This is a genomic window from Nocardia sp. NPDC058176, assembly GCF_042883805.1.
GTDB lineage: Bacteria > Actinomycetota > Actinomycetes > Mycobacteriales > Mycobacteriaceae > Nocardia.
On the sequence record NZ_JBHVVA010000001.1, the window covers coordinates 2,258,575 to 2,274,955 of the forward strand.

General features: G+C 69.4%; 19 protein-coding genes. 11 read left to right on the plus strand and 8 right to left on the minus strand.

The window, feature by feature from the left end; genetic code table 11:
- Window positions 1-67: 67 nt before the first annotated feature.
- Window positions 68-448: a PPOX class F420-dependent oxidoreductase gene (locus ACFVVM_RS10510; RefSeq protein WP_387615825.1), complete on the minus strand. Its 381-nt coding sequence runs from the start codon at window positions 446-448 to the stop codon at window positions 68-70.
- A 130-nt stretch (window positions 449-578) separates the two neighbouring features.
- On the opposite strand from ACFVVM_RS10510, the gene ACFVVM_RS10515 reads away from it, so the two are divergent.
- The 3 genes from ACFVVM_RS10515 to ACFVVM_RS10525 all read left to right on the plus strand — a co-directional run bounded on the left by ACFVVM_RS10515 (window position 579) and on the right by ACFVVM_RS10525 (window position 3,309).
- Complete coding sequence (locus ACFVVM_RS10515) at window positions 579-1,325, plus strand: glyoxalase (protein WP_387615828.1); 747 nt, start codon at window positions 579-581, stop codon at window positions 1,323-1,325.
- 48 nt (window positions 1,326-1,373) lie between these two features.
- Window positions 1,374-2,327 carry an SMP-30/gluconolactonase/LRE family protein gene (locus tag ACFVVM_RS10520; protein ID WP_387615831.1) on the plus strand — a complete coding sequence of 318 codons (954 nt, stop codon included), beginning with the start codon at window positions 1,374-1,376 and terminating at the stop codon, window positions 2,325-2,327.
- Between the two features lie 211 nt (window positions 2,328-2,538).
- On the plus strand, window positions 2,539-3,309 hold the full coding sequence (locus ACFVVM_RS10525; RefSeq protein WP_387615833.1) for a 2-phosphosulfolactate phosphatase: 771 nt from the start codon (window positions 2,539-2,541) through the stop codon (window positions 3,307-3,309).
- Between the two features lie 14 nt (window positions 3,310-3,323).
- Here ACFVVM_RS10525 and map read toward each other — a convergent pair whose 3' ends face one another.
- The 4 genes from map to ACFVVM_RS10545 all read right to left on the minus strand — a co-directional run bounded on the left by map (window position 3,324) and on the right by ACFVVM_RS10545 (window position 6,166).
- Window positions 3,324-4,091 carry a type I methionyl aminopeptidase gene (gene map, locus ACFVVM_RS10530; protein ID WP_387615836.1) on the minus strand — a complete coding sequence of 256 codons (768 nt, stop codon included), beginning with the start codon at window positions 4,089-4,091 and terminating at the stop codon, window positions 3,324-3,326.
- A gap of 65 nt (window positions 4,092-4,156) precedes the next feature.
- Complete coding sequence (locus tag ACFVVM_RS10535) at window positions 4,157-4,966, minus strand: mycofactocin-coupled SDR family oxidoreductase (RefSeq protein WP_387615839.1); 810 nt, start codon at window positions 4,964-4,966, stop codon at window positions 4,157-4,159.
- Window positions 4,967-5,047: 81 nt separating this feature from the next.
- The gene (locus ACFVVM_RS10540) at window positions 5,048-5,527 is read right to left on the minus strand and encodes a nuclear transport factor 2 family protein (RefSeq protein ID WP_387615841.1); all 480 of its coding nucleotides are present in this window, start codon (window positions 5,525-5,527) and stop codon (window positions 5,048-5,050) included.
- A 27-nt stretch (window positions 5,528-5,554) separates the two neighbouring features.
- Entirely contained in the window at window positions 5,555-6,166 is a 612-nt protein-coding gene (locus ACFVVM_RS10545; RefSeq protein WP_387615844.1) for a hypothetical protein, read from the minus strand.
- Between the two features lie 198 nt (window positions 6,167-6,364).
- Between ACFVVM_RS10545 and ACFVVM_RS10550 the strand changes: the two genes are divergently transcribed.
- The 4 genes from ACFVVM_RS10550 to ACFVVM_RS10565 all read left to right on the plus strand — a co-directional run bounded on the left by ACFVVM_RS10550 (window position 6,365) and on the right by ACFVVM_RS10565 (window position 10,731).
- The gene (locus ACFVVM_RS10550) at window positions 6,365-7,540 is read left to right on the plus strand and encodes a Rieske 2Fe-2S domain-containing protein (protein WP_387615846.1); all 1,176 of its coding nucleotides are present in this window, start codon (window positions 6,365-6,367) and stop codon (window positions 7,538-7,540) included.
- 34 nt (window positions 7,541-7,574) lie between these two features.
- Window positions 7,575-8,753: an acyl-CoA dehydrogenase family protein gene (locus ACFVVM_RS10555; RefSeq protein ID WP_387615849.1), complete on the plus strand. Its 1,179-nt coding sequence runs from the start codon at window positions 7,575-7,577 to the stop codon at window positions 8,751-8,753.
- Window positions 8,754-8,779: 26 nt separating this feature from the next.
- Complete coding sequence (gene bphC, locus ACFVVM_RS10560; protein WP_387615852.1) at window positions 8,780-9,685, plus strand: biphenyl-2,3-diol 1,2-dioxygenase; 906 nt, start codon at window positions 8,780-8,782, stop codon at window positions 9,683-9,685.
- A gap of 188 nt (window positions 9,686-9,873) precedes the next feature.
- A complete protein-coding gene (locus tag ACFVVM_RS10565; protein ID WP_387615855.1) occupies window positions 9,874-10,731 on the plus strand; it encodes an IclR family transcriptional regulator in 858 nt (285 codons plus the stop codon).
- A 99-nt stretch (window positions 10,732-10,830) separates the two neighbouring features.
- Here ACFVVM_RS10565 and ACFVVM_RS10570 read toward each other — a convergent pair whose 3' ends face one another.
- On the minus strand, window positions 10,831-11,628 hold the full coding sequence (locus tag ACFVVM_RS10570) for an SDR family NAD(P)-dependent oxidoreductase (protein ID WP_387615858.1): 798 nt from the start codon (window positions 11,626-11,628) through the stop codon (window positions 10,831-10,833).
- Between the two features lie 109 nt (window positions 11,629-11,737).
- Between ACFVVM_RS10570 and ACFVVM_RS10575 the strand changes: the two genes are divergently transcribed.
- Complete coding sequence (locus tag ACFVVM_RS10575; protein ID WP_387615860.1) at window positions 11,738-12,679, plus strand: AraC family transcriptional regulator N-terminal domain-containing protein; 942 nt, start codon at window positions 11,738-11,740, stop codon at window positions 12,677-12,679.
- 119 nt (window positions 12,680-12,798) lie between these two features.
- Here the strand turns inward: ACFVVM_RS10575 and ACFVVM_RS10580 are convergent, their stop codons facing one another.
- Window positions 12,799-13,434, minus strand: a complete 636-nt coding sequence (locus tag ACFVVM_RS10580; protein ID WP_387615862.1) for an AAA family ATPase — start codon at window positions 13,432-13,434, stop codon at window positions 12,799-12,801.
- A 167-nt stretch (window positions 13,435-13,601) separates the two neighbouring features.
- Here ACFVVM_RS10580 and ACFVVM_RS10585 point away from each other — a divergent pair, with 167 nt between their 5' ends.
- Together ACFVVM_RS10585 and ACFVVM_RS10590 are read left to right on the plus strand one after the other, a co-directional pair.
- Window positions 13,602-14,771, plus strand: a complete 1,170-nt coding sequence (locus ACFVVM_RS10585; protein ID WP_387615864.1) for a pyridoxal-phosphate dependent enzyme — start codon at window positions 13,602-13,604, stop codon at window positions 14,769-14,771.
- Window positions 14,768-15,394: a transcriptional regulator gene (locus ACFVVM_RS10590; protein WP_387615866.1), complete on the plus strand. Its 627-nt coding sequence runs from the start codon at window positions 14,768-14,770 to the stop codon at window positions 15,392-15,394. Before ACFVVM_RS10585 ends, ACFVVM_RS10590 begins: the two co-directional genes overlap by 4 nt.
- Window positions 15,395-15,449: 55 nt before the next feature.
- Here ACFVVM_RS10590 and ACFVVM_RS10595 read toward each other — a convergent pair whose 3' ends face one another.
- The gene (locus ACFVVM_RS10595) at window positions 15,450-16,010 is read right to left on the minus strand and encodes a Dabb family protein (RefSeq protein ID WP_387616819.1); all 561 of its coding nucleotides are present in this window, start codon (window positions 16,008-16,010) and stop codon (window positions 15,450-15,452) included.
- On the opposite strand from ACFVVM_RS10595, the gene ACFVVM_RS10600 reads away from it, so the two are divergent.
- A complete protein-coding gene (locus ACFVVM_RS10600; protein ID WP_387616856.1) occupies window positions 15,933-16,376 on the plus strand; it encodes a hypothetical protein in 444 nt (147 codons plus the stop codon). The two genes, ACFVVM_RS10595 and ACFVVM_RS10600, sit on opposite strands and share 78 nt — an antisense overlap.
- Window positions 16,377-16,381: the final 5 nt, after the last annotated feature.

Consider the following 16,381-nt stretch of genomic DNA (forward strand, 5'->3'; position numbering starts at 1 on the left):
CCGCCGAGCGCCCACTGTATCCGATACCGTCGGTACTACATATAGCTTTGCGGAACTCCCGCCCTGATCAGGCCGGGGTGATCTCGATGCCGATGGTGCCGTCCTTGCCGCGGCGCAGGTTGGAGCCGAGGATCACCAGCGGGCCGGTCAGCCAGTACTTGCGCCGCAGCGCCGAGCGGACCTGCTCGGTCTCGGCGGCGTCGAGTATCCGGGCGGTGGCCGACACGACGGCACCGTGCGTGGCGCCGCGCGCGCTGCACGGCTGCACCGTCACCTCGGTATTGCGCCGGATCCGTTTGACCTTCCAGCTGTCGGTGACCGTCCAGACGTAGAGCTTGCCGTCGCGGGCCACGGCCCAGACGGGGGTGCTCACCGGGGTGCCGTCCTTACGGAAGGTGGTGAGCGATACGTAGTTCGCGGATTCCAGTTCACCGAGACCGTTCGTCATGCTCGCAGCCTAATGCCGTTGCCGCGGTGCGGCACGGACGGAGCGGGCCCGCCGAAATCGCCATAGGCGCTCGAGCGAATTTCTTCCTACCCTCGGAGGCCCGACCGCCCCGCGAACTGGAAGGCCAACCATGACCGATATCGCAGTGCCGGTGCTGTGGACCGGCGACCTCACGAAGACCCTCGTGTTCTATCGAGCACTCGGCTACACGGTCACCTACGAGCAGACCCGCCCCTATGTGTACGGCGAGATCGAGAAGCACGGCTGCGAACTGAACTTCGCGGCGCCACCACCCGGCATCGAGCTGCCGTCCGAATACGGCGGCGCGCTCCTGATGGTCGATGACGTGGCCGCCCGGCACGCCGAGTTCACCACCGCCTTGCGCGCGCACTACGGCAAGGTCCCCTCGAAAGGCTGTCCACGGATCACCCGATTCCGCCCCGGCCAGTCCCGCTTCTCCCTCGTCGACCCGGATGGCAACACCCTCACGGTCATCCAGCACGACGAGCCCGAGATCGAGTACGGAGGTTCGCGCGAGCTGACCGGTCTGGCTCGGGTCCTGGACAACGCGCGCATCCTGCGCGACTTCAAGGACGACGACCGGGCCGCCACCAGAGCGCTGGAAACCGGACTGCGCCGCTTCGGAGCCACCGCATCCGCGGTCGAGCGAGCCCGCACCTACGCCGCCCTTGCTGAGCTCGCCGTCGCCGCCGAGGATCCGGAGCGATTGGCGCACTGGAAGTTCGAACTCGAATCGGTCGAACTGACCGACGACGAACGCGCCACCCTGGCCATCGATATCACCGCGCCCGAGCTGCTCACCGCCTGGCTCACCACCCGAGCGGTCGAGCCCGCACCGGAGCCCGACGCGCGTTAGGCTCCGGCCATGCGAACCGATGCGCGAACGTCCCGTCAACCGCGGCGAATGCGCTGTCTCGCAACGGCACTCGCCGCCATCACACTGGCCGGTCTCGGGTCGTCGGCCATGGCGCGGGCCGGCGCCGACTCGTGCGCGGCGGGCTGGCAGGCCGAGGTCGTCGCGGCCGATCTGGGCGGATTGGAGAATCTCGAGTACGACGGCGACGGCGGCTTCTACGTCAGCGGCATCGTGCGCGGGGAACTCCTGCACGTCGACGCCGACGGCGGGGTGCGCACCGTTCTCACCGGCCTCGATCATCCGGCCGGTCTCCGGCTGTCCGGCGATGTCCTCTATTTCCTCACGGGCGACGGCTCCACCCCCGAGGGCGGCGGCACTCTGCAACGCCTGCACCTGCCCACGGGCGAGGTCACCGTGCTGCTGCCCGACCTGGTCCAGCCCAACGGCCTGCTCCTGCTCCCCGACGGCGACCTGCTCATCAGCCAGCTCTCGATCCCGTGGCCGCCGGTGGGCATCAGCCGATACCGCCCTGCCACCGGCGAATTCACCCTCGCCTGGTCGACGGTGCCCCGCCCCAACGGCCTCGCGCTGACCCCCGATCGCCGGGCCGTCCTCACCGAGGACGTGGCCACCTCGCAGCTGCTGCGGATACCGCTGGACGCCCCGAACGACCCGACCCCGATTGCCACCCTCACCGACGGCCTGTTCCCCGGCCTCGACGACCTCGATGTCACCGCCGCCGGCCGCGCCTTCGTCACCGGCGACTTCTCCGGCAGCGTCTACCAGGTCGACACCGCCACCGGCGCCTGGTGCACCATCGCCACCGGCTGGTCCACCCCGCAGACCACCCTGCTCCCCGGCCCACCACCCATCGGCCCCACCTCGGCCCGCCTCGCCCCCGACGCCACCGGCTGGTCCCTGTACGTCACCAGCATCGACGGCACCCTCCGCCGTCTCCGTCCTCCACCGACCCTCGACATCACCCCACCGCTCCCCCGCTGATCGCGTCGTCCCGCGCCTGGATTCCGCGTGCGCCCACCCGCTGGGTATCCCGCCGCAGGCCGTCGATCGTGTGGTCGAAGACGACCCGGGCCGCCACCGCATGCCACCCGAGGCGCATGCCGGGAGTTCGGCGCGGATCGCGCGCAATACTGGCGAGGCGGTGAGAGCGGTGGTTGGCTGGCGGATTCGTGTCGTTCAGCGGGAGGTCGGTGTGCGGTCCGTGCCGGAGTGGGCGCAGCAGCGGGGGTTCGGGATTCGGGTGGAGTGGGGGCGGGCCGGGGCTGTCGCGATCGGGGCGGGGGCGGCCGGTGTCGTGGTGATCGATGTGTTGTCGTTCACCACGTCGGTGTCGGTGGCCACGGCGGCGGGGACGGCGGTGTTCCCGTATCGATGGCGGGACGGGACCGCGCGGAGTTTCGCCGCGGAGCGTGGGGCGGCCTTGGCGGTGGGGCGGCGGGAAGTGAGTGTCGCGCAACCGTGGTCGCTCTCACCTGCCGCGATCCGGCGGGCACCGTTCACCGAGCGACTGGTGTTGCCCTCCCCCAACGGGTCCGCGATCGCCGCGTCGGTCGAGGGGACACCGGTGGTGGCGGCGTGTCTGCGCAACTACAGCGCGGTCGCCGACTGGCTGCTGCAGCAAGGATGGGGCACTCCCGCCCGGCCGATCGCCATCGTCGCGGCGGGTGAACAGTGGCCGGGCACCGAGACCGTGCGGCCCGCGCTCGAGGACTGGCTCGGGGCCGGCGCGCTCGCCGCCGCGCTGCTCGATCGAGGCATCGACACCCCGTCGCCTGAAGCGTATTCCGCGGCAAGCACATTCACGGCACTGCCGGACACACCCGGTTTGCTGCGCACGAGCGCCTCCGGCCGCGAACTCATCTCCGGCGGATTCCCCGACGACGTCGACCTCGCCGTCGACCTCGATGCCGACAACACTGTCCCGGTGCTCGAAAACGGCGCATTCACCGATCACGGTCGTTGAACAGAGCAGACCGGTCAGTCCTGCAGGGTGAGGATGCGGGGGCCGTCTTCGGTGACGGCGATGGTGTGCTCGCTGTGGGCGCAGCGGGAGCCGTCGGCGGAGCGGATGGTCCAGCCGTCGGGGTCGGTGAAGACCTTGTCGGTGGTTGCCGCGAACCAGGGTTCGATGGCGATGGTGAGGCCGGGGCGCAGCCGGAAGCCGCGGCCCGCGCGGCCGTCGTTGGGGATGTGCAGGTCCTCGTGCATGGTTCGGCCGATGCCGTGGCCGCCGAATTCGGTGTTGATCGGATAGCCGTAACCGTGGGCGACGGCGGCGATCGCGGCGGAGATGTCGCCGATCTTGTTGCCGGGCTGCGCGGCGGCGATCCCGGCGACGAGCGCTTCCTCGGTGGCCCGGATCAGCCGTTCGTCCTCGGGCGCTCCGGTCCCGACGACGAACGAGATGGCCGAGTCGGCGGACCAGCCGTCGATCGTGACGGCCAGGTCGGCGGTGAGCAGATCGCCGTCGCGCAGCACATAGTCGTGCGGGAGTCCGTGCAGGACGGCGTCGTTGACCGCCAGGCATACGGTGTTGCGGAACGGACCGCGCCCGAACGAGGGCGAGTAGTCCCAGTAGCACGAGACCGCGCCGCGCTCTCGGATCCGTTCGCGCACATACGCTTCCAGCTCCAGCAGGTTGACCCCGATCACGGCCCGTTCCCGCACGCCGGCCAGCACGTCGGCCACGAACCCGCCGGTCACCCGCATGCGCTCGATCTCCGCGGGTGATTTCAGCTCCACCATCACGCCTCCACTCGGTATTTTCATACCAGCCTAGCGACGGCGGTATAAAAATACCAAGTGGCCGGTCAGCGGTTCAGGTTGCCCATGTCCACGGGGATCTGCGCACCGGTGACGTGGATGGCCTCGTCCGAGCACACCCATGCCACCGCGGCCGCGATATCGGTGGGCTCGGTCATGTAGGTGGGCAGCGAGTTCATGAAGATGGGCGCCAGCGTCGCCGCGTGCTTCTCGAACAGCGGGCCCATCTCGCTCATGACCATGCCGGTGGCCACGCCCGCCGGGTGCACGGTGTTCACCCGGATCCGGTGCTCACCGAGCTCGTTGGCCATGGTCTTGGCCAGACCGGTGATGGCGTGCTTGGTGGACACGTAGTGGGCGGTGAACGGCGTGCCCTTCAACCCGGACACCGAACTGATGAACACCATCGCGCCACCGGTGCCCTGCTCGATCAGGTGCGGAATCGCGGCCTTCGCCGTGTGGAACACCCCGGTCAGGTTCACATCGATGGTCTCCTGCCACTGTTCGAGGGTGATCTCCCAGGACATGGCCGCCGAGCAGATGCCCGCGTTCGCCACGACCACATCGAGGCGGCCGAGCTCCGCGATCCCCGCCGCCAGCGCCGCCGACAGCCCGTCGAAATCGCGCACGTCGACCTTGCTCGCGAGGATCCGGCGGCCGGTGGCCTCGACCAGCTTCACCGTCTCGGCGAGGTCCGCCTCGGTGGCCCCCGGGTAAGTGGTGCTGGCGAAGTCGGCGCACGCGTCGATCGCGATGATGTCGGCACCTTCCTCGGCGAAGCGGATCGCCTCGGCCCTGCCCTGACCGCGGGCCGCGCCCGTGATGAAGACGACCTTGTCCTCGTAGCGTCGTGTCATGCGTTTCCTCCGAACATCGTTGTCCTCTGTGAACAGCTCACCATCGCCGAGCGCGGCGTGGTGGAGAATCGGGCGACCGGCTCAGCCCTGCACCACGCGGCAGTCGGCGTCGAGCGGGCGGGTGAGCGCCCACAGCCGCACGAACGTGCACTTCGCGATCTTCCAGCGACCGTCCTCGACCACGTACTCGTCGGTGTACTCCCCGGTCGCGACCGTCTCGGTGCGCTCGATCAGGTTCAGCTGACGGAAGCGCAGCGTCCAGTGGCCGCCCGCGGTGCCGTCCTCGCGCACGGTGATGTCGGGGTGCACGCCGTGGTGCATGTCGAGGATCGCGTGCGCGCCGTCGACCTGGCGCAGGGCGATCGAGGCGAAGACCGCGGCCATGCCGTCGGCGTCGAGCGCGCCGAGTTCGCCGTAGTCGAGCTCGGCGCCCGAGGTGATGAAGCAGTCGCGGAACCCCTTGGGGTCCTTGGCATCACACGCGCGGAAGTAGCGGTGCTTGAGCGCGGTGATCGCGGCGACGGCTTCCAGCCGCGCGAGGCGATCGGCGGTCTCTGACATGGATCGTTCCTGTTCGTCGATGGCCGGTCAGTCGCGGGCGAAGCTGGCCCAGGCCCGCACCACGACGGCGCCGGTCGAGTCCGCGCCGGCCAGGGTGACATCCACGCGCGCCTCGCCGTCCTGGATGTAGTGCTGGGTGAGGTGTCCCGAGCAGGTCACAGTCTCACCCGGCGGTAGCGCGCGCACGATCCTCGTCCGGAAGCGGCGGATGTTCTCGGCGCCGAGCCAGTCGGTGGCATAGGCCGCCAGCTGGGCCGCGGCGTCGGATGAGAGTGGTTCGGCGACAGCGTGTTCCGAGGAAGCGACCGAAGCCGCGGCGGCCCAGGATTCGGCGACGAGCCCGCCGGTGCGGTCGAAGTAGCGGGTCAGCGACTCGGGCGCGTCGAGCTCACGGACCGCGCGGATCGCGGTCAGCCGGTCCCCTGCCCGCGGCGGCCGCCCGAAGAAGCGGTGGTCGGTCTCGGCCCGGTCCCCGGCGCCGAAGGCATCGGCGGGCAGGAAGGTCGGCGGCACCACCGGATGCTCGGCGAGCCGATAGGCCGGATCGGCCGACCGCACGGCGGCGGCGAACAGGCGGATGGCGTCGGTGTCCAAGTCGATCTGGATCGGCTGACCGATCACCGCGGCGGCGTTGCCCACGATCGATCCTCTCGTCGGTGTGCCGCCACGGTAGATCCGTGCGCCGATCGTGACCGGTACCTCTCCCACTGATCGGGACATCGGCGCGCCACGGCGGAAACCTGTCCGCTGACCGGGACGGCACGGTCGCACCGGTGCCCCCGCGGGCACACCATCGGCCCAGCTCATCCCCACTCCGCCCGATACATGGAGGTTTCGATGCCGGAGAACCCGCCGAACGGCCGAACACAGCTCGACGCGACCGACTACCGCCGGATCGAGGCCGCCGCGGCACCGACCAGATTCGCTCGCGGCTGGCACTGCCTCGGACTGCTCGCCACGTTCCGCGACGGCAACCCGCACGAGGTCAAGGCCTTCGGCACCACGCTGGTGGTGTTCCGGTCCGAGACCGACGGCGCCCTGCACGTGCTCGACGGCTTCTGCCGCCACATGGGCGGCAACCTCGCCCACGGCACGGTCAAGGGCGATTCGATCGCCTGCCCGTTCCACGACTGGCGCTGGGGCGGCAACGGCAAGTGCACCGCGATCCCCTACGCGCGCCGCGTTCCGCCGCTGGCCAAGACCCGCTCGTGGCCGACGCTGGAACGCAACGGCCAGCTCTACGTCTGGCACGACCCGCAGGGCAGCAAGCCCACCGACGAGGTCACCATTCCCGAGATCGAGGGCTACGGCACCGCGGAATGGACCGACTGGACCTGGAATTCGATGCTGATCGAGGGCTCGCACTGTCGCGAGATCGTCGACAACGTGGTCGACATGGCGCACTTCTTCTACGTGCACTACGCCTTCCCTCGCTACTTCAAGAACGTCTTCGAGGGCCCGGTCGCCACCCAGTACATGCGCTCGACCCCGCGCCACGACATCGAGGTCGGCACCAGCTACGACGACCCGAACTCCACCTTGCGTTCGGACGCTTCGTATTTCGGCCCGTCCTACATGATCGACTGGCTCTGGAGCGAGGCCAACGGCATGACGATCGAGACGGTGCTGATCAACTGCCACTACCCGGTTTCGGACAACTCCTTCGTGCTGCAGTACGGCGCGATGGTGAAGAAGCCGCAGGGCATGTCCGATGCCGACGCCGAGGCGATGGCCGCGCAGTTCGCGCGCGGTGTGGAGATCGGCTTCGAGCAGGACGTCGCGATCTGGAAGAACAAGGCGCCCATCGACAATCCCCTGCTGTCGGAGGAGGACGGGCCGGTCTATCAGCTGCGCCGCTGGTACAAGCAGTTCTACGTCGACGTCGACGACGTCACCGAGGACATGACCAAGCGCTTCGAGTTCGAGATCGACACCGAACGCGCCGTCACCAGCTGGGAAGCCGAAGTGGCCGACAACATCGCCCGCGGCGCGATCCTCGACACCACCGCCTGACCCGGGCACCCCCTCTAGAGAAAGCACCAACCCGATGACCAACGTGCTCGACAACATCATGGCGATCGCCGACCGGCTGCGCGAGCAGAGCCCCGAGGCCGAACGCCTGGGCCAACTGCCCGACGCCACCGCGAAGATGCTCAAGACGGCGGGCCCGATCCGGCTGCTCCAGCCCAAGAAGTACGGCGGATTCGAAGCCCACCCGCGCGAATTCGCCGAGACGGTGATGACCGCGGCCTCCCTCGACCCGGCCACCGGCTGGATCTGCGGCATCGTCGGCGTGCACCCGTGGCAGCTGGCCTTCGCCGATCCGAAGGTGCAGCAGGAGGTGTGGGGCGCCGACAACGACACCTGGATGGCCTCGCCCTACGCCCCCACCGGCATCGCCCGCCCCGTCGAGGGCGGCTACATCTTCAACGGCCGCTGGCAGTTCAGCTCCGGCACCGATCACTGCGACTGGATCTTCCTGGGCGCCATGCTCGGTGACACCGAGGGCGCGATGGCGCTGCCGCCGACCATGCTGCACATGATCCTGCCGCGCAGCGACTACGAGATCGTCGAGGATTCGTGGAATGTGGTGGGACTCAAGGGGACCGGATCCAAGGACATCATCGTCAAGGACGCCTTCGTGCCGTCCTACCGGGTGATGAACGGTGATCACGTCATCGACGGGACGGCGCAGCGCGAGTACGGCGTCACCGAGACGCTCTACAAGATGCCGTGGTCGACGATGTTCCCGCTCGGCATCAGCGCGGCGGTGATCGGCATCGCCGAGGGCGCGCTGGCCGCGCACCTGGACTACCAGCGCGAGCGCGTCGGCGCGCAGGGCACCGCGGTCAAGGACGACCCGTACGTGCTGTTCGCCATCGGCGAGGCCGCCGCCGACATCAATGCCGCGCGACAGGAACTGCTGGCCAATGTGGACCGGGTGTGGAATCTGGTCGAGGCGGGCCGCGAGGTCGACTTCGCCGATCGGGCGGCGGGCAGGCGCACCCAGGTCCGCGCGGCCTGGCGGGCGGTGATGGCGGTGGATCAGATCTTCGCCCGCTCCGGCGGCAACGCGCTGCGCATGGACAAGCCGCTGCAGCGTTTCTGGCGCGACGCGCACGCGGGCCTCAATCACGCCATCCACGTGCCGAGCACGGTGTACCACGCCTCGGCGCTCAGCTCGCTCGGCATCGACCCCGCCGCCAACCTGCGCTCGATGATCTGACCCGAACAGCAAGAAGGACAACGGAAATGACTGATATCAAAGGCCTCGGCTACGTCAAGATCCAGACCGCCGACATGGACCGGTGGCGCAAGTTCGCCTTCGAAGTGCTCGGCTTCGCGCAGGGCAGCGGGCCGGACGAGAACGCGCTGTATCTGCGGATGGACGAGCGCGCCGCCCGGATGATCGTGGTGCCCGGCGAGACCGACGGCGTGGTGACCATCGGCTGGGAGGTGCGCGACCACGCGGCCCTGGTGCGGGTGCGCGACGCGGTGACCGCGGCCGGTGTCGCGGTGAAGCCGCTGTCGGTGGAGGAAGCCGATGCGCGCCGCGTCGAGGAGGTCATCACCTTCGAGGATCCGACCGGCGCCACGCTCGAGGTGTTCCACGGCGCGGTGCTCGACCACAGCCCGGTCGTGACACCGTTCGGCGCGAAGTTCGTCACCGGCGCGCAGGGCCTCGGCCATGTCGTGCTGCCCGCCATGGATCTCAACGGCACGTTCGAGTTCTACACCGAGGTGCTCGGCTTCCTGTCGCGCGGCGCGTTCCGCATTCCGGCGCCGCCGGAGTTCGGTCCGATGCGGGTGCGCTTCCTCGGCGTGAACGAACGCCATCACAGCCTGGCGCTGTGCCCGGCGCCGCACGGTGGCGCGCCCGGGCTCGTGCACATCATGGTGGAGGTCGACAGCCTCGACGCCGTCGGCCAGGCCCTCGACCGGGTGGGCAAGGACGGGTTCTCGGTGTCCTCGACACTGGGCAGGCACACCAACGACAAGATGGTCTCGTTCTACGTCCGCGCGCCCGGCGGCTGGGACATCGAATTCGGCACCGAGGGCATGCGGGTCGACGAGCGGTACTACACCGCCGAGGAGATCACCGCCGACAGCTACTGGGGCCACGACTGGTCCGGCAGCGAGCCGCTCGCGGCCATGTAGACCCGCGCCACCGGAGCCCCCGGTTCGAGCTCACCGCTCGGACCGGGGGCTTTTAGTCGTTTCGGGGCCGTTTCGGGCGGTTTTGCCCGATTCATGTGACAGCCGACACAACAGATGGTATCAATAGGTATATGCCTAATCGAAATATGTGAGTGGGCATCAGCTCGTAGATCCGAATGGAGAGCTCCATGGTCATCCAGGCCGAGGCGACCACGCCGAGCGCGATTCTCGATCGCGCATCCCTCCTGCTCGACGCCTTCGACGGCCCCGGCAGGCTCACTCTCGCCCAGATCGTGCGCCGCACCGGGCTACCCCGGTCCTCGGCGCACCGGATGCTGGAGCGCCTCGTCCAGCTGCGCTGGCTACGCCGGGAGGGGCGTGACTACGAGCTCGGCATCCGGCTGATGGAGCTGGGTTCGCTGGCGGTGCACCAGGACCGGCTGCACCGCGCGGCCATGCCGTTCCTGCACGAACTGCACCGGGTGACCGGGTTCGTGGTGCATCTGGCGGTCCTGGACGGGCCCGATGTGGTGTACCTGGACAAGGTCGCCGGCGATCTGGCCGTGGCGGTGCCCACCCGCGTCGGCGGTCGACGGCCCGCGCACTGTACGGCGGTCGGCAAGGCGATCCTCGCCTACTCCGACGAACGCCGCGTCGCCGAGGTGGTCACCGGCCAGGCCGGCGCGCGCACCCGTTACTCGATCACCACGCGCGCCCAGCTCGACGCCGAGCTGAACAAGGTCCGCGCGCACGGCATCGCGGTCGAACGGGAAGAGTCCCTCCCCGGCTTCGGCTGCATCGCCGCCCCCATCGGCGACCTCGGCGAATCCGCCGTCGCCGCGGTCTCGGTCTGCGGCCCGGTCGACCGCATGCTCTTCGACCACCGCCTCACCGCCCCCATCCGCACCACCGCCCTCAATATCTGGCGCCACGTCGACGACGGGCGGGTCCGCGTCCGCCCCACCCTCCAACAGCACCCCCGCCCCCTCGGCGTCGGCCCCGCGGGCCGGTCCGACACCGACCGCCGGGTACCCCGCTACGCCTGAACCGCACGCGGTCCGGGTCGCCGTCCGGACGGCGACCGGGACAGGTACCCGGAATCGTTGTGCCACAATTTATTCGGGCAGTCCGCGCCGCAGGGCGGCTCAGCGCAGGCGGGTGGACGCGACCCCGCCGTCGACGTCGAGCGTGGCCCCGTGGGCGTACTGCGCCTCGTCGGAGGCGAGGAACCGGACCGCGGAGGCGATGTCGACGGGGCGGACCGGGGAACCCGCCGGCGTCCCCTTCGTCATCTCCACCAGTGCGTCGGAGCTCTTCGCGGTGCCCTCGGTGGCGGTCGCTCCCGGCGCGACGGTGTTCACGCGGACACCACGCGGACCGAATTCCGCGGCCCAGGCGCGGGTCAACTGCTCCATGGCAGCCTTGGTGGCCGAATAGAGGGCCTTGTAGGGCACGCCCACCCTGGACATCCACGAGCCGATTTTCACGATGACGCCGGATCCGCGCTCGGCCATCCGCGGCGCGAGAGCCGCGACCAAGACGTGCGGGGCGCGGATATTGGTAGCCCAGAGCGCCTGCATCTCGTCGTCGGTGACCGTGGCGGTCTGGAAGCCCGGATATACCCCCGCGTTGTTGACGAGAATGTCCACCCTGCCGCCGAGGGTGGCCTCGGCGCGCTGGGCGAATTCCCGGATGCTGTCCGGTCCACCGCCGAGGTCTGCCATGAGCGCGTGCGCCAGCCCGCCATCCTTGATGATCGCGTTCACCACCGCCTGCGTCCGGTCGACATCGCGGCCGCTCACGACCACCTCGGCGCCGGACGCGGCCAGCACGCGGGCGATCGCCTCGCCGATTCCGCCGGAAGACCCGGTGACCAGTGCAGTACGTCCCGAGAGCCGGGTGTCGGCGGGGAGGGTGGCCAGAAGTTCGTCAGTGGATTGCATGCCTCGACGGTATTGGCTCCCCTGCCCTCACTCCTTACCCGCAGCGATCAGTTCCTTGCCAGATCCCGTCATGGGCCGGCCGGCCACCGGGAGAGGGTTGAATGGCCGTATGGACCAAGCCATCGCACAGAGTCTCGAACGTGCGGCCGAGACCGTGTCGCGGCGTGTCCAGAACCGGGAGTCGGCACGGGCACTCGGGCTTCGCCTCAGCCGCCTCACTGCCCCGACCGGACTCGCCTACCAGCACTACACCCCCTCCCTGTCCGTCGTTCTCGCCGGACGCAAGCGCACCATCGTCGGCGACGACGATCAGGTGTGGGGCCGCGACCGGTTCTTCGTCACACCGGTCGACCTCCCCGTGGTCTCGGGTGTCGTCGACACGGACCCACAGCGCGATTTCCTCACGGTCAGGTGGCAGATCGATCCCCTTCTCGTCGGGGAGGTCGCGGCGGCCATGCCGCGCAGAGAACAACCGCCGGGGCAGTTGGGGCGGCTCGGGACCTGGACAGCGCCCCTGGCCGACGCGGTCGCGCGACTGCTCACGCTGCTGGACGAGCCCGAGCACATGGCCATCCTCGGTCCCCTGGTGGCCCGCGAGATCGTGCTGCGCCTGTTGCAGACCGACCAGGCACCACGGGTCCTGGCCGCGATCGACGACGGGGATACCGTCGTTCCGCACGCCGTCCGCCTGCTGACCGACCGGATGGCCGAGCCGTGGTCGATGAGCGCGCTCGCGACGGAGGTCCGCACCAGCCAGCCGACGCTGTTCCGACGCTTCAAGCAAGCCACGTCCATGACCCCGATGCAGTACCTGAAACGACTGCGCCTCGGCGAGGCCCGCCACCGCATGGTCGTTCTCGGTGACGCCGCGGCCCAGGCCGCGACCGCGGTCGGCTACCGCAGCGCTCCCCATTTCTCGCGCGACTACCGGGATCTCTACGGCGACTCTCCCGCCGCTGACACCGCACGCCTGCGCGAACAGCTGCGCAACGGAGAGTTCGGCGCGCAGCCCGGTTCAGGCCTCCGGCTCGCCGCGGTCGAACTTCCGTAACCTGTCGGCGCGAGCTCCCACTTTCGGTTCATCGGCACAGGCGCAGGCGGGGCGGGTTTCCGGGAGGCCCGGTGACAGCTCAGCGAAAGTACCCACCAGAGTGGAACTCTGGGGCCGCCTCAGAAGTGGGCGTTGCGCAGGGTGACGGCCATGCGGCGAATCCTGCCGCGCACTCGGCCGTCGGTGTCGGGTGTGAGCGTCACCCCGACGGTGTCGGCGATGCGATCCGCTACCGCCGCGACCGGAGTCGTGTCGGTCCAGATGTGGTCGGCGAACTCGGGTTCGCCCAGCTGCTCGAGGCAGAAGTCGAGCCTGTCGACCGCGAACTGTTCCGTGCGCAGCAGTAGGTCGCCCTGACCCACTGCGCGCAGAATGGGCGCGAAACCCAGTCCGCGGTCACGGAGGCGGTCCAGCACGGTGTCGCGACGCGCGAGCAACGCGAAGTGGCGCACATCGTGTCCCGCTTCGCGCAATCGCCCGACCGTCTCGGCGAAGTACCGGGGTTCGGCGACTGTCATCGGCGCGATCACCACACCGTCATGGTGGCGGAGCACATGATCCAGAACCTCGAACACGCCTTGCCGCCAGCTCGGATAGTCCTGGAAGTCGGCTCGGAGTCCCGGCGGCATCATCCGGTGCAGCCCGTACCCGACCATTTCCGGATCGCACACGACACTGCCGGGCAGACGCCGGTGCAGTTCGAACGCCGTCTGGGTCTTACCGCCGCCGAACGGGCCGTTGATCCACAGCAACATCACTCCACCCTATCCATGCTTCACACTCTGTCGCCGTGCGGCGGATTCGCCTGCGGCTCCGGCCTTTACACGCGGCAGGTGGTTCGTCCGCGATCGGAACCGGCTGACACCAGAGCGGGATTTGGATCAGTAGTACATATTTGGACTGCAGGTCTACGATGGCTGGCATGACGGACTCCGCCGATGCGTTCCTGTACGACCGATCCGGTCACCGCTACGCCCTGGCGGACCCGCGGTGGCGGGGTGATGACGGCACCCCGCTGGCGATGAGTGCGCTGCCCGGTATGGCGGCCGATCAGGTCATCAGCTCGGAGCGGTCGCTGTGGCGCTATCAGGCGGTCATTCCGGTCGACCCGCGTCATCGGGTGAGCCTCGGTGAAGGCTGTACGCCGATGGTGCCGGTGGAGTGGGGCGGTCGGCAGGTGCACTTCAAACTCGAATGGTTCAACCCGACTTCGAGTTTCAAGGACCGGGGTGTCGCGGTGATGATCTCGCACCTGCTCGGCCAGGGCGCCGAGTACGTGCTCGAGGACAGCTCCGGTAACGGCGGTTCCGCGGTCGCCGCCTACTGCGCGGCCGCCGGGATCCGGGCCAAGATCATCGTGCCCGCGCTGACCTCGGCCGCGAAAGTTCTGCAGGCTCGCGCGTACGGCGCGCGGATCGAGCTCGTCGCGGGCACTCGCGATGAGGTGTCGCGGGAGGCGATCCGGCAGTCCGGGCAGATCCGGTACGCCAGCCACAACTGGCATCCGTTCTTCCTGCAGGGCACCAAGACCGTGGCCTACGAGATGTGGGAGGACCTCGGGTTCCGCGCCCCCGACAACGTGGTTCTCGTCGCCGGCGCGGGCAGCAATGTCCTCGGCTGCGACATCGCGTTCAGCGAATTGCTCGCGGCGGGCCGGATCGAGCGCCTGCCGCGACTGTTCGTCGGCCAGCCCGAGCACTGGGCGACCATCGCCGACACGGTCAACGGTCGCGACCCGGCCGATCGTGGACCGCGCGTTCCCACGATCGCCGAGGGTGCCGCCATCGCCGAACCGGTCCGCCTGCCCGAGGCGGTCGCGGCGATCCGCCGCTCCGGGGGCGCGGCGGTCGCCGTGTCCGACGAGGCGATCCGCACGGCGGCGCGCAGACTCGCCGCGCGCGGCCTCTACGCCGAGCCCACCAGTTGTGTCGCCGCCGCGGCGCTCGACCATTTCCTCGCCGAGGGCGCCATCGGCGCGGACGAGACCACCGTCGTGGTGCTCACCGGCGCCGGGACCAAGTCCTCGGAGGCGATGGCAGCCATCTTCGGCGAGGACGCACGAACCGTCGAGGACGCGAGGCCACGGGCATGAGCGCGGAGGACGAACACCTGCTGGCCGAGGCGGAGAAGATCGCGAGCGCGATCGGGCGGATGTTCCCCGGGCTGTGCGAGGTGGTGCTGCATGATCTGCGCACACCGCAGCACGCTGTGCGCGCCATCGAGAACAACCTGTCCGGCCGGCAGGTGGGCGACTCGGCCACCGAGCTCGGCCTGGCGCGCATCGCGGACCCGGACTACCCGAGCGTTCTCCAGAACTACCCGAACCGATTCCCCGACGGGCGACCGGCCAAGAGCACCTCGATCGGCATCAAGAACAGGCAGGGCCGCTACATCGCGGCGCTGTGCCTGAATCTGGACGTCTCGTCGCTGTCGCCGTTGACCCTGACCCTGGCCAACCTCGTCGCCACCGAAGTGGCGCACTGCGGCGAGGTCGTCGAGACGCTGCGCGACCGGACCGTGCGCGAACTGCGCGAGACCGTCGAGGCGTTCGCGGCCGCCCGCTCCCACACGCCGCGCAGCCTGCCCCGAGACGCCAAGCGCGAACTCGTCAAACAACTGCGCCGCGACGGGTTCTTCGACGCCCCTGGCTCGTCACGGTCCATCGCCGACCTGCTCGGCGTCTCCCGCGCCAGCGTCTACAACTACTCCCAGTGACGAAGGACCCCTCTGGAGGGGGCCACCGCTACCCACCCACACCCGCGGAGGCGCGTCAGGCTACCGGGACGTTCGGGCAGAAGCTGTGGCAGACGCGGTCGTGGACGATGGATTCCGGGCATTCGGGGTCGAACCAGCGGTCGACGTGGGCCCAGTGCACGGGGTGCATGAGGTAGGGCCCGTTCAGGCCGGCCAGGTCGGTGAATTCCTGTGCCCAGACGTGGGTCCACGGGGAGGCGCCGATGGCGCGGGTCACCCGGCTCAACTGCCATGAGCGGATGGTGTCGATGTGGTCGGGCATGCGGAGCAGGTCGGCTTCGAAGCGTTCGATCGTCGAGAGCGGAGTATCGGGGGCGACCCGAAGGAGTAGAACTCGGTAGACCGAGCCAGGTGCGCGTGGCTCGGTGAATCCGCCTACGCCCCTGCAGTATTCGGCGCCGTCGATGTGTGCCACGGCAGCGGTGGCCAGGAGAGTGTCCAACTGTGTGACCCGGAAATCCTTGGAGGACCCGGCAGATCCCAGGGGATCGACCCCGGCATGCGCGGTGAGATCAGGCAGGACGGCCGCGGCGGGATCACGGTCGGCGAACCCGGCAACACCAACCCCGGCAAACACGGCGGCACCAGCTCCAGCGGGACCGAGCTCGGCCGACCCGGCGGGATCGGACTCGGCAGGCCCGGCGGGATCCGACTCGGCAAGCCCGGCGGGATCCGACTCGGCAAGCCCGGCGGGATCGGGCTCGTCAAGCCCGGCGGGATCCGACTCGGCAAGCCCGGCGGGATCCGACTCGGCAAGCCCGGCGGGATCCGACTCGGCAAGCCCGCCGACGTGATCGTCGAATCGCAGGTGCACCAGGATGTCTCCGCCGTTGCGAACGCCCGGCAGGGTGGGCTGGATCAGCACTCGGTGGGCCGCTCCGGCGGTAGCGGTGCGCAGGCGCGCGATCAGGTGGTCGCGTTCGGCGGCGTCGACCGTGGGTGAAAGAT

Excerpts from the sequence above, each read along its gene's own strand:
- ACFVVM_RS10510 (WP_387615825.1), bottom strand. The coding sequence starts at position 448 with ATGACGAACGGTCTCGGTGAACTGGAATCCGCGAACTACGTATCGCTC.
- ACFVVM_RS10515 (WP_387615828.1), top strand. The coding sequence starts at position 579 with ATGACCGATATCGCAGTGCCGGTGCTGTGGACCGGCGACCTCACGAAG.
- ACFVVM_RS10520 (WP_387615831.1), top strand. The coding sequence starts at position 1,374 with ATGCGCTGTCTCGCAACGGCACTCGCCGCCATCACACTGGCCGGTCTC.
- map (WP_387615836.1), bottom strand. The coding sequence starts at position 4,091 with ATGGTGGAGCTGAAATCACCCGCGGAGATCGAGCGCATGCGGGTGACC.
- ACFVVM_RS10535 (WP_387615839.1), bottom strand. The coding sequence starts at position 4,966 with ATGACACGACGCTACGAGGACAAGGTCGTCTTCATCACGGGCGCGGCC.
- ACFVVM_RS10540 (WP_387615841.1), bottom strand. The coding sequence starts at position 5,527 with ATGTCAGAGACCGCCGATCGCCTCGCGCGGCTGGAAGCCGTCGCCGCG.
- ACFVVM_RS10550 (WP_387615846.1), top strand. The coding sequence starts at position 6,365 with ATGCCGGAGAACCCGCCGAACGGCCGAACACAGCTCGACGCGACCGAC.
- ACFVVM_RS10555 (WP_387615849.1), top strand. The coding sequence starts at position 7,575 with ATGACCAACGTGCTCGACAACATCATGGCGATCGCCGACCGGCTGCGC.
- bphC (WP_387615852.1), top strand. The coding sequence starts at position 8,780 with ATGACTGATATCAAAGGCCTCGGCTACGTCAAGATCCAGACCGCCGAC.
- ACFVVM_RS10565 (WP_387615855.1), top strand. The coding sequence starts at position 9,874 with ATGGTCATCCAGGCCGAGGCGACCACGCCGAGCGCGATTCTCGATCGC.
- ACFVVM_RS10570 (WP_387615858.1), bottom strand. The coding sequence starts at position 11,628 with ATGCAATCCACTGACGAACTTCTGGCCACCCTCCCCGCCGACACCCGG.
- ACFVVM_RS10575 (WP_387615860.1), top strand. The coding sequence starts at position 11,738 with ATGGACCAAGCCATCGCACAGAGTCTCGAACGTGCGGCCGAGACCGTG.
- ACFVVM_RS10580 (WP_387615862.1), bottom strand. The coding sequence starts at position 13,434 with ATGTTGCTGTGGATCAACGGCCCGTTCGGCGGCGGTAAGACCCAGACG.
- ACFVVM_RS10585 (WP_387615864.1), top strand. The coding sequence starts at position 13,602 with ATGACGGACTCCGCCGATGCGTTCCTGTACGACCGATCCGGTCACCGC.
- ACFVVM_RS10590 (WP_387615866.1), top strand. The coding sequence starts at position 14,768 with ATGAGCGCGGAGGACGAACACCTGCTGGCCGAGGCGGAGAAGATCGCG.
- ACFVVM_RS10600 (WP_387616856.1), top strand. The coding sequence starts at position 15,933 with ATGCGCGGTGAGATCAGGCAGGACGGCCGCGGCGGGATCACGGTCGGC.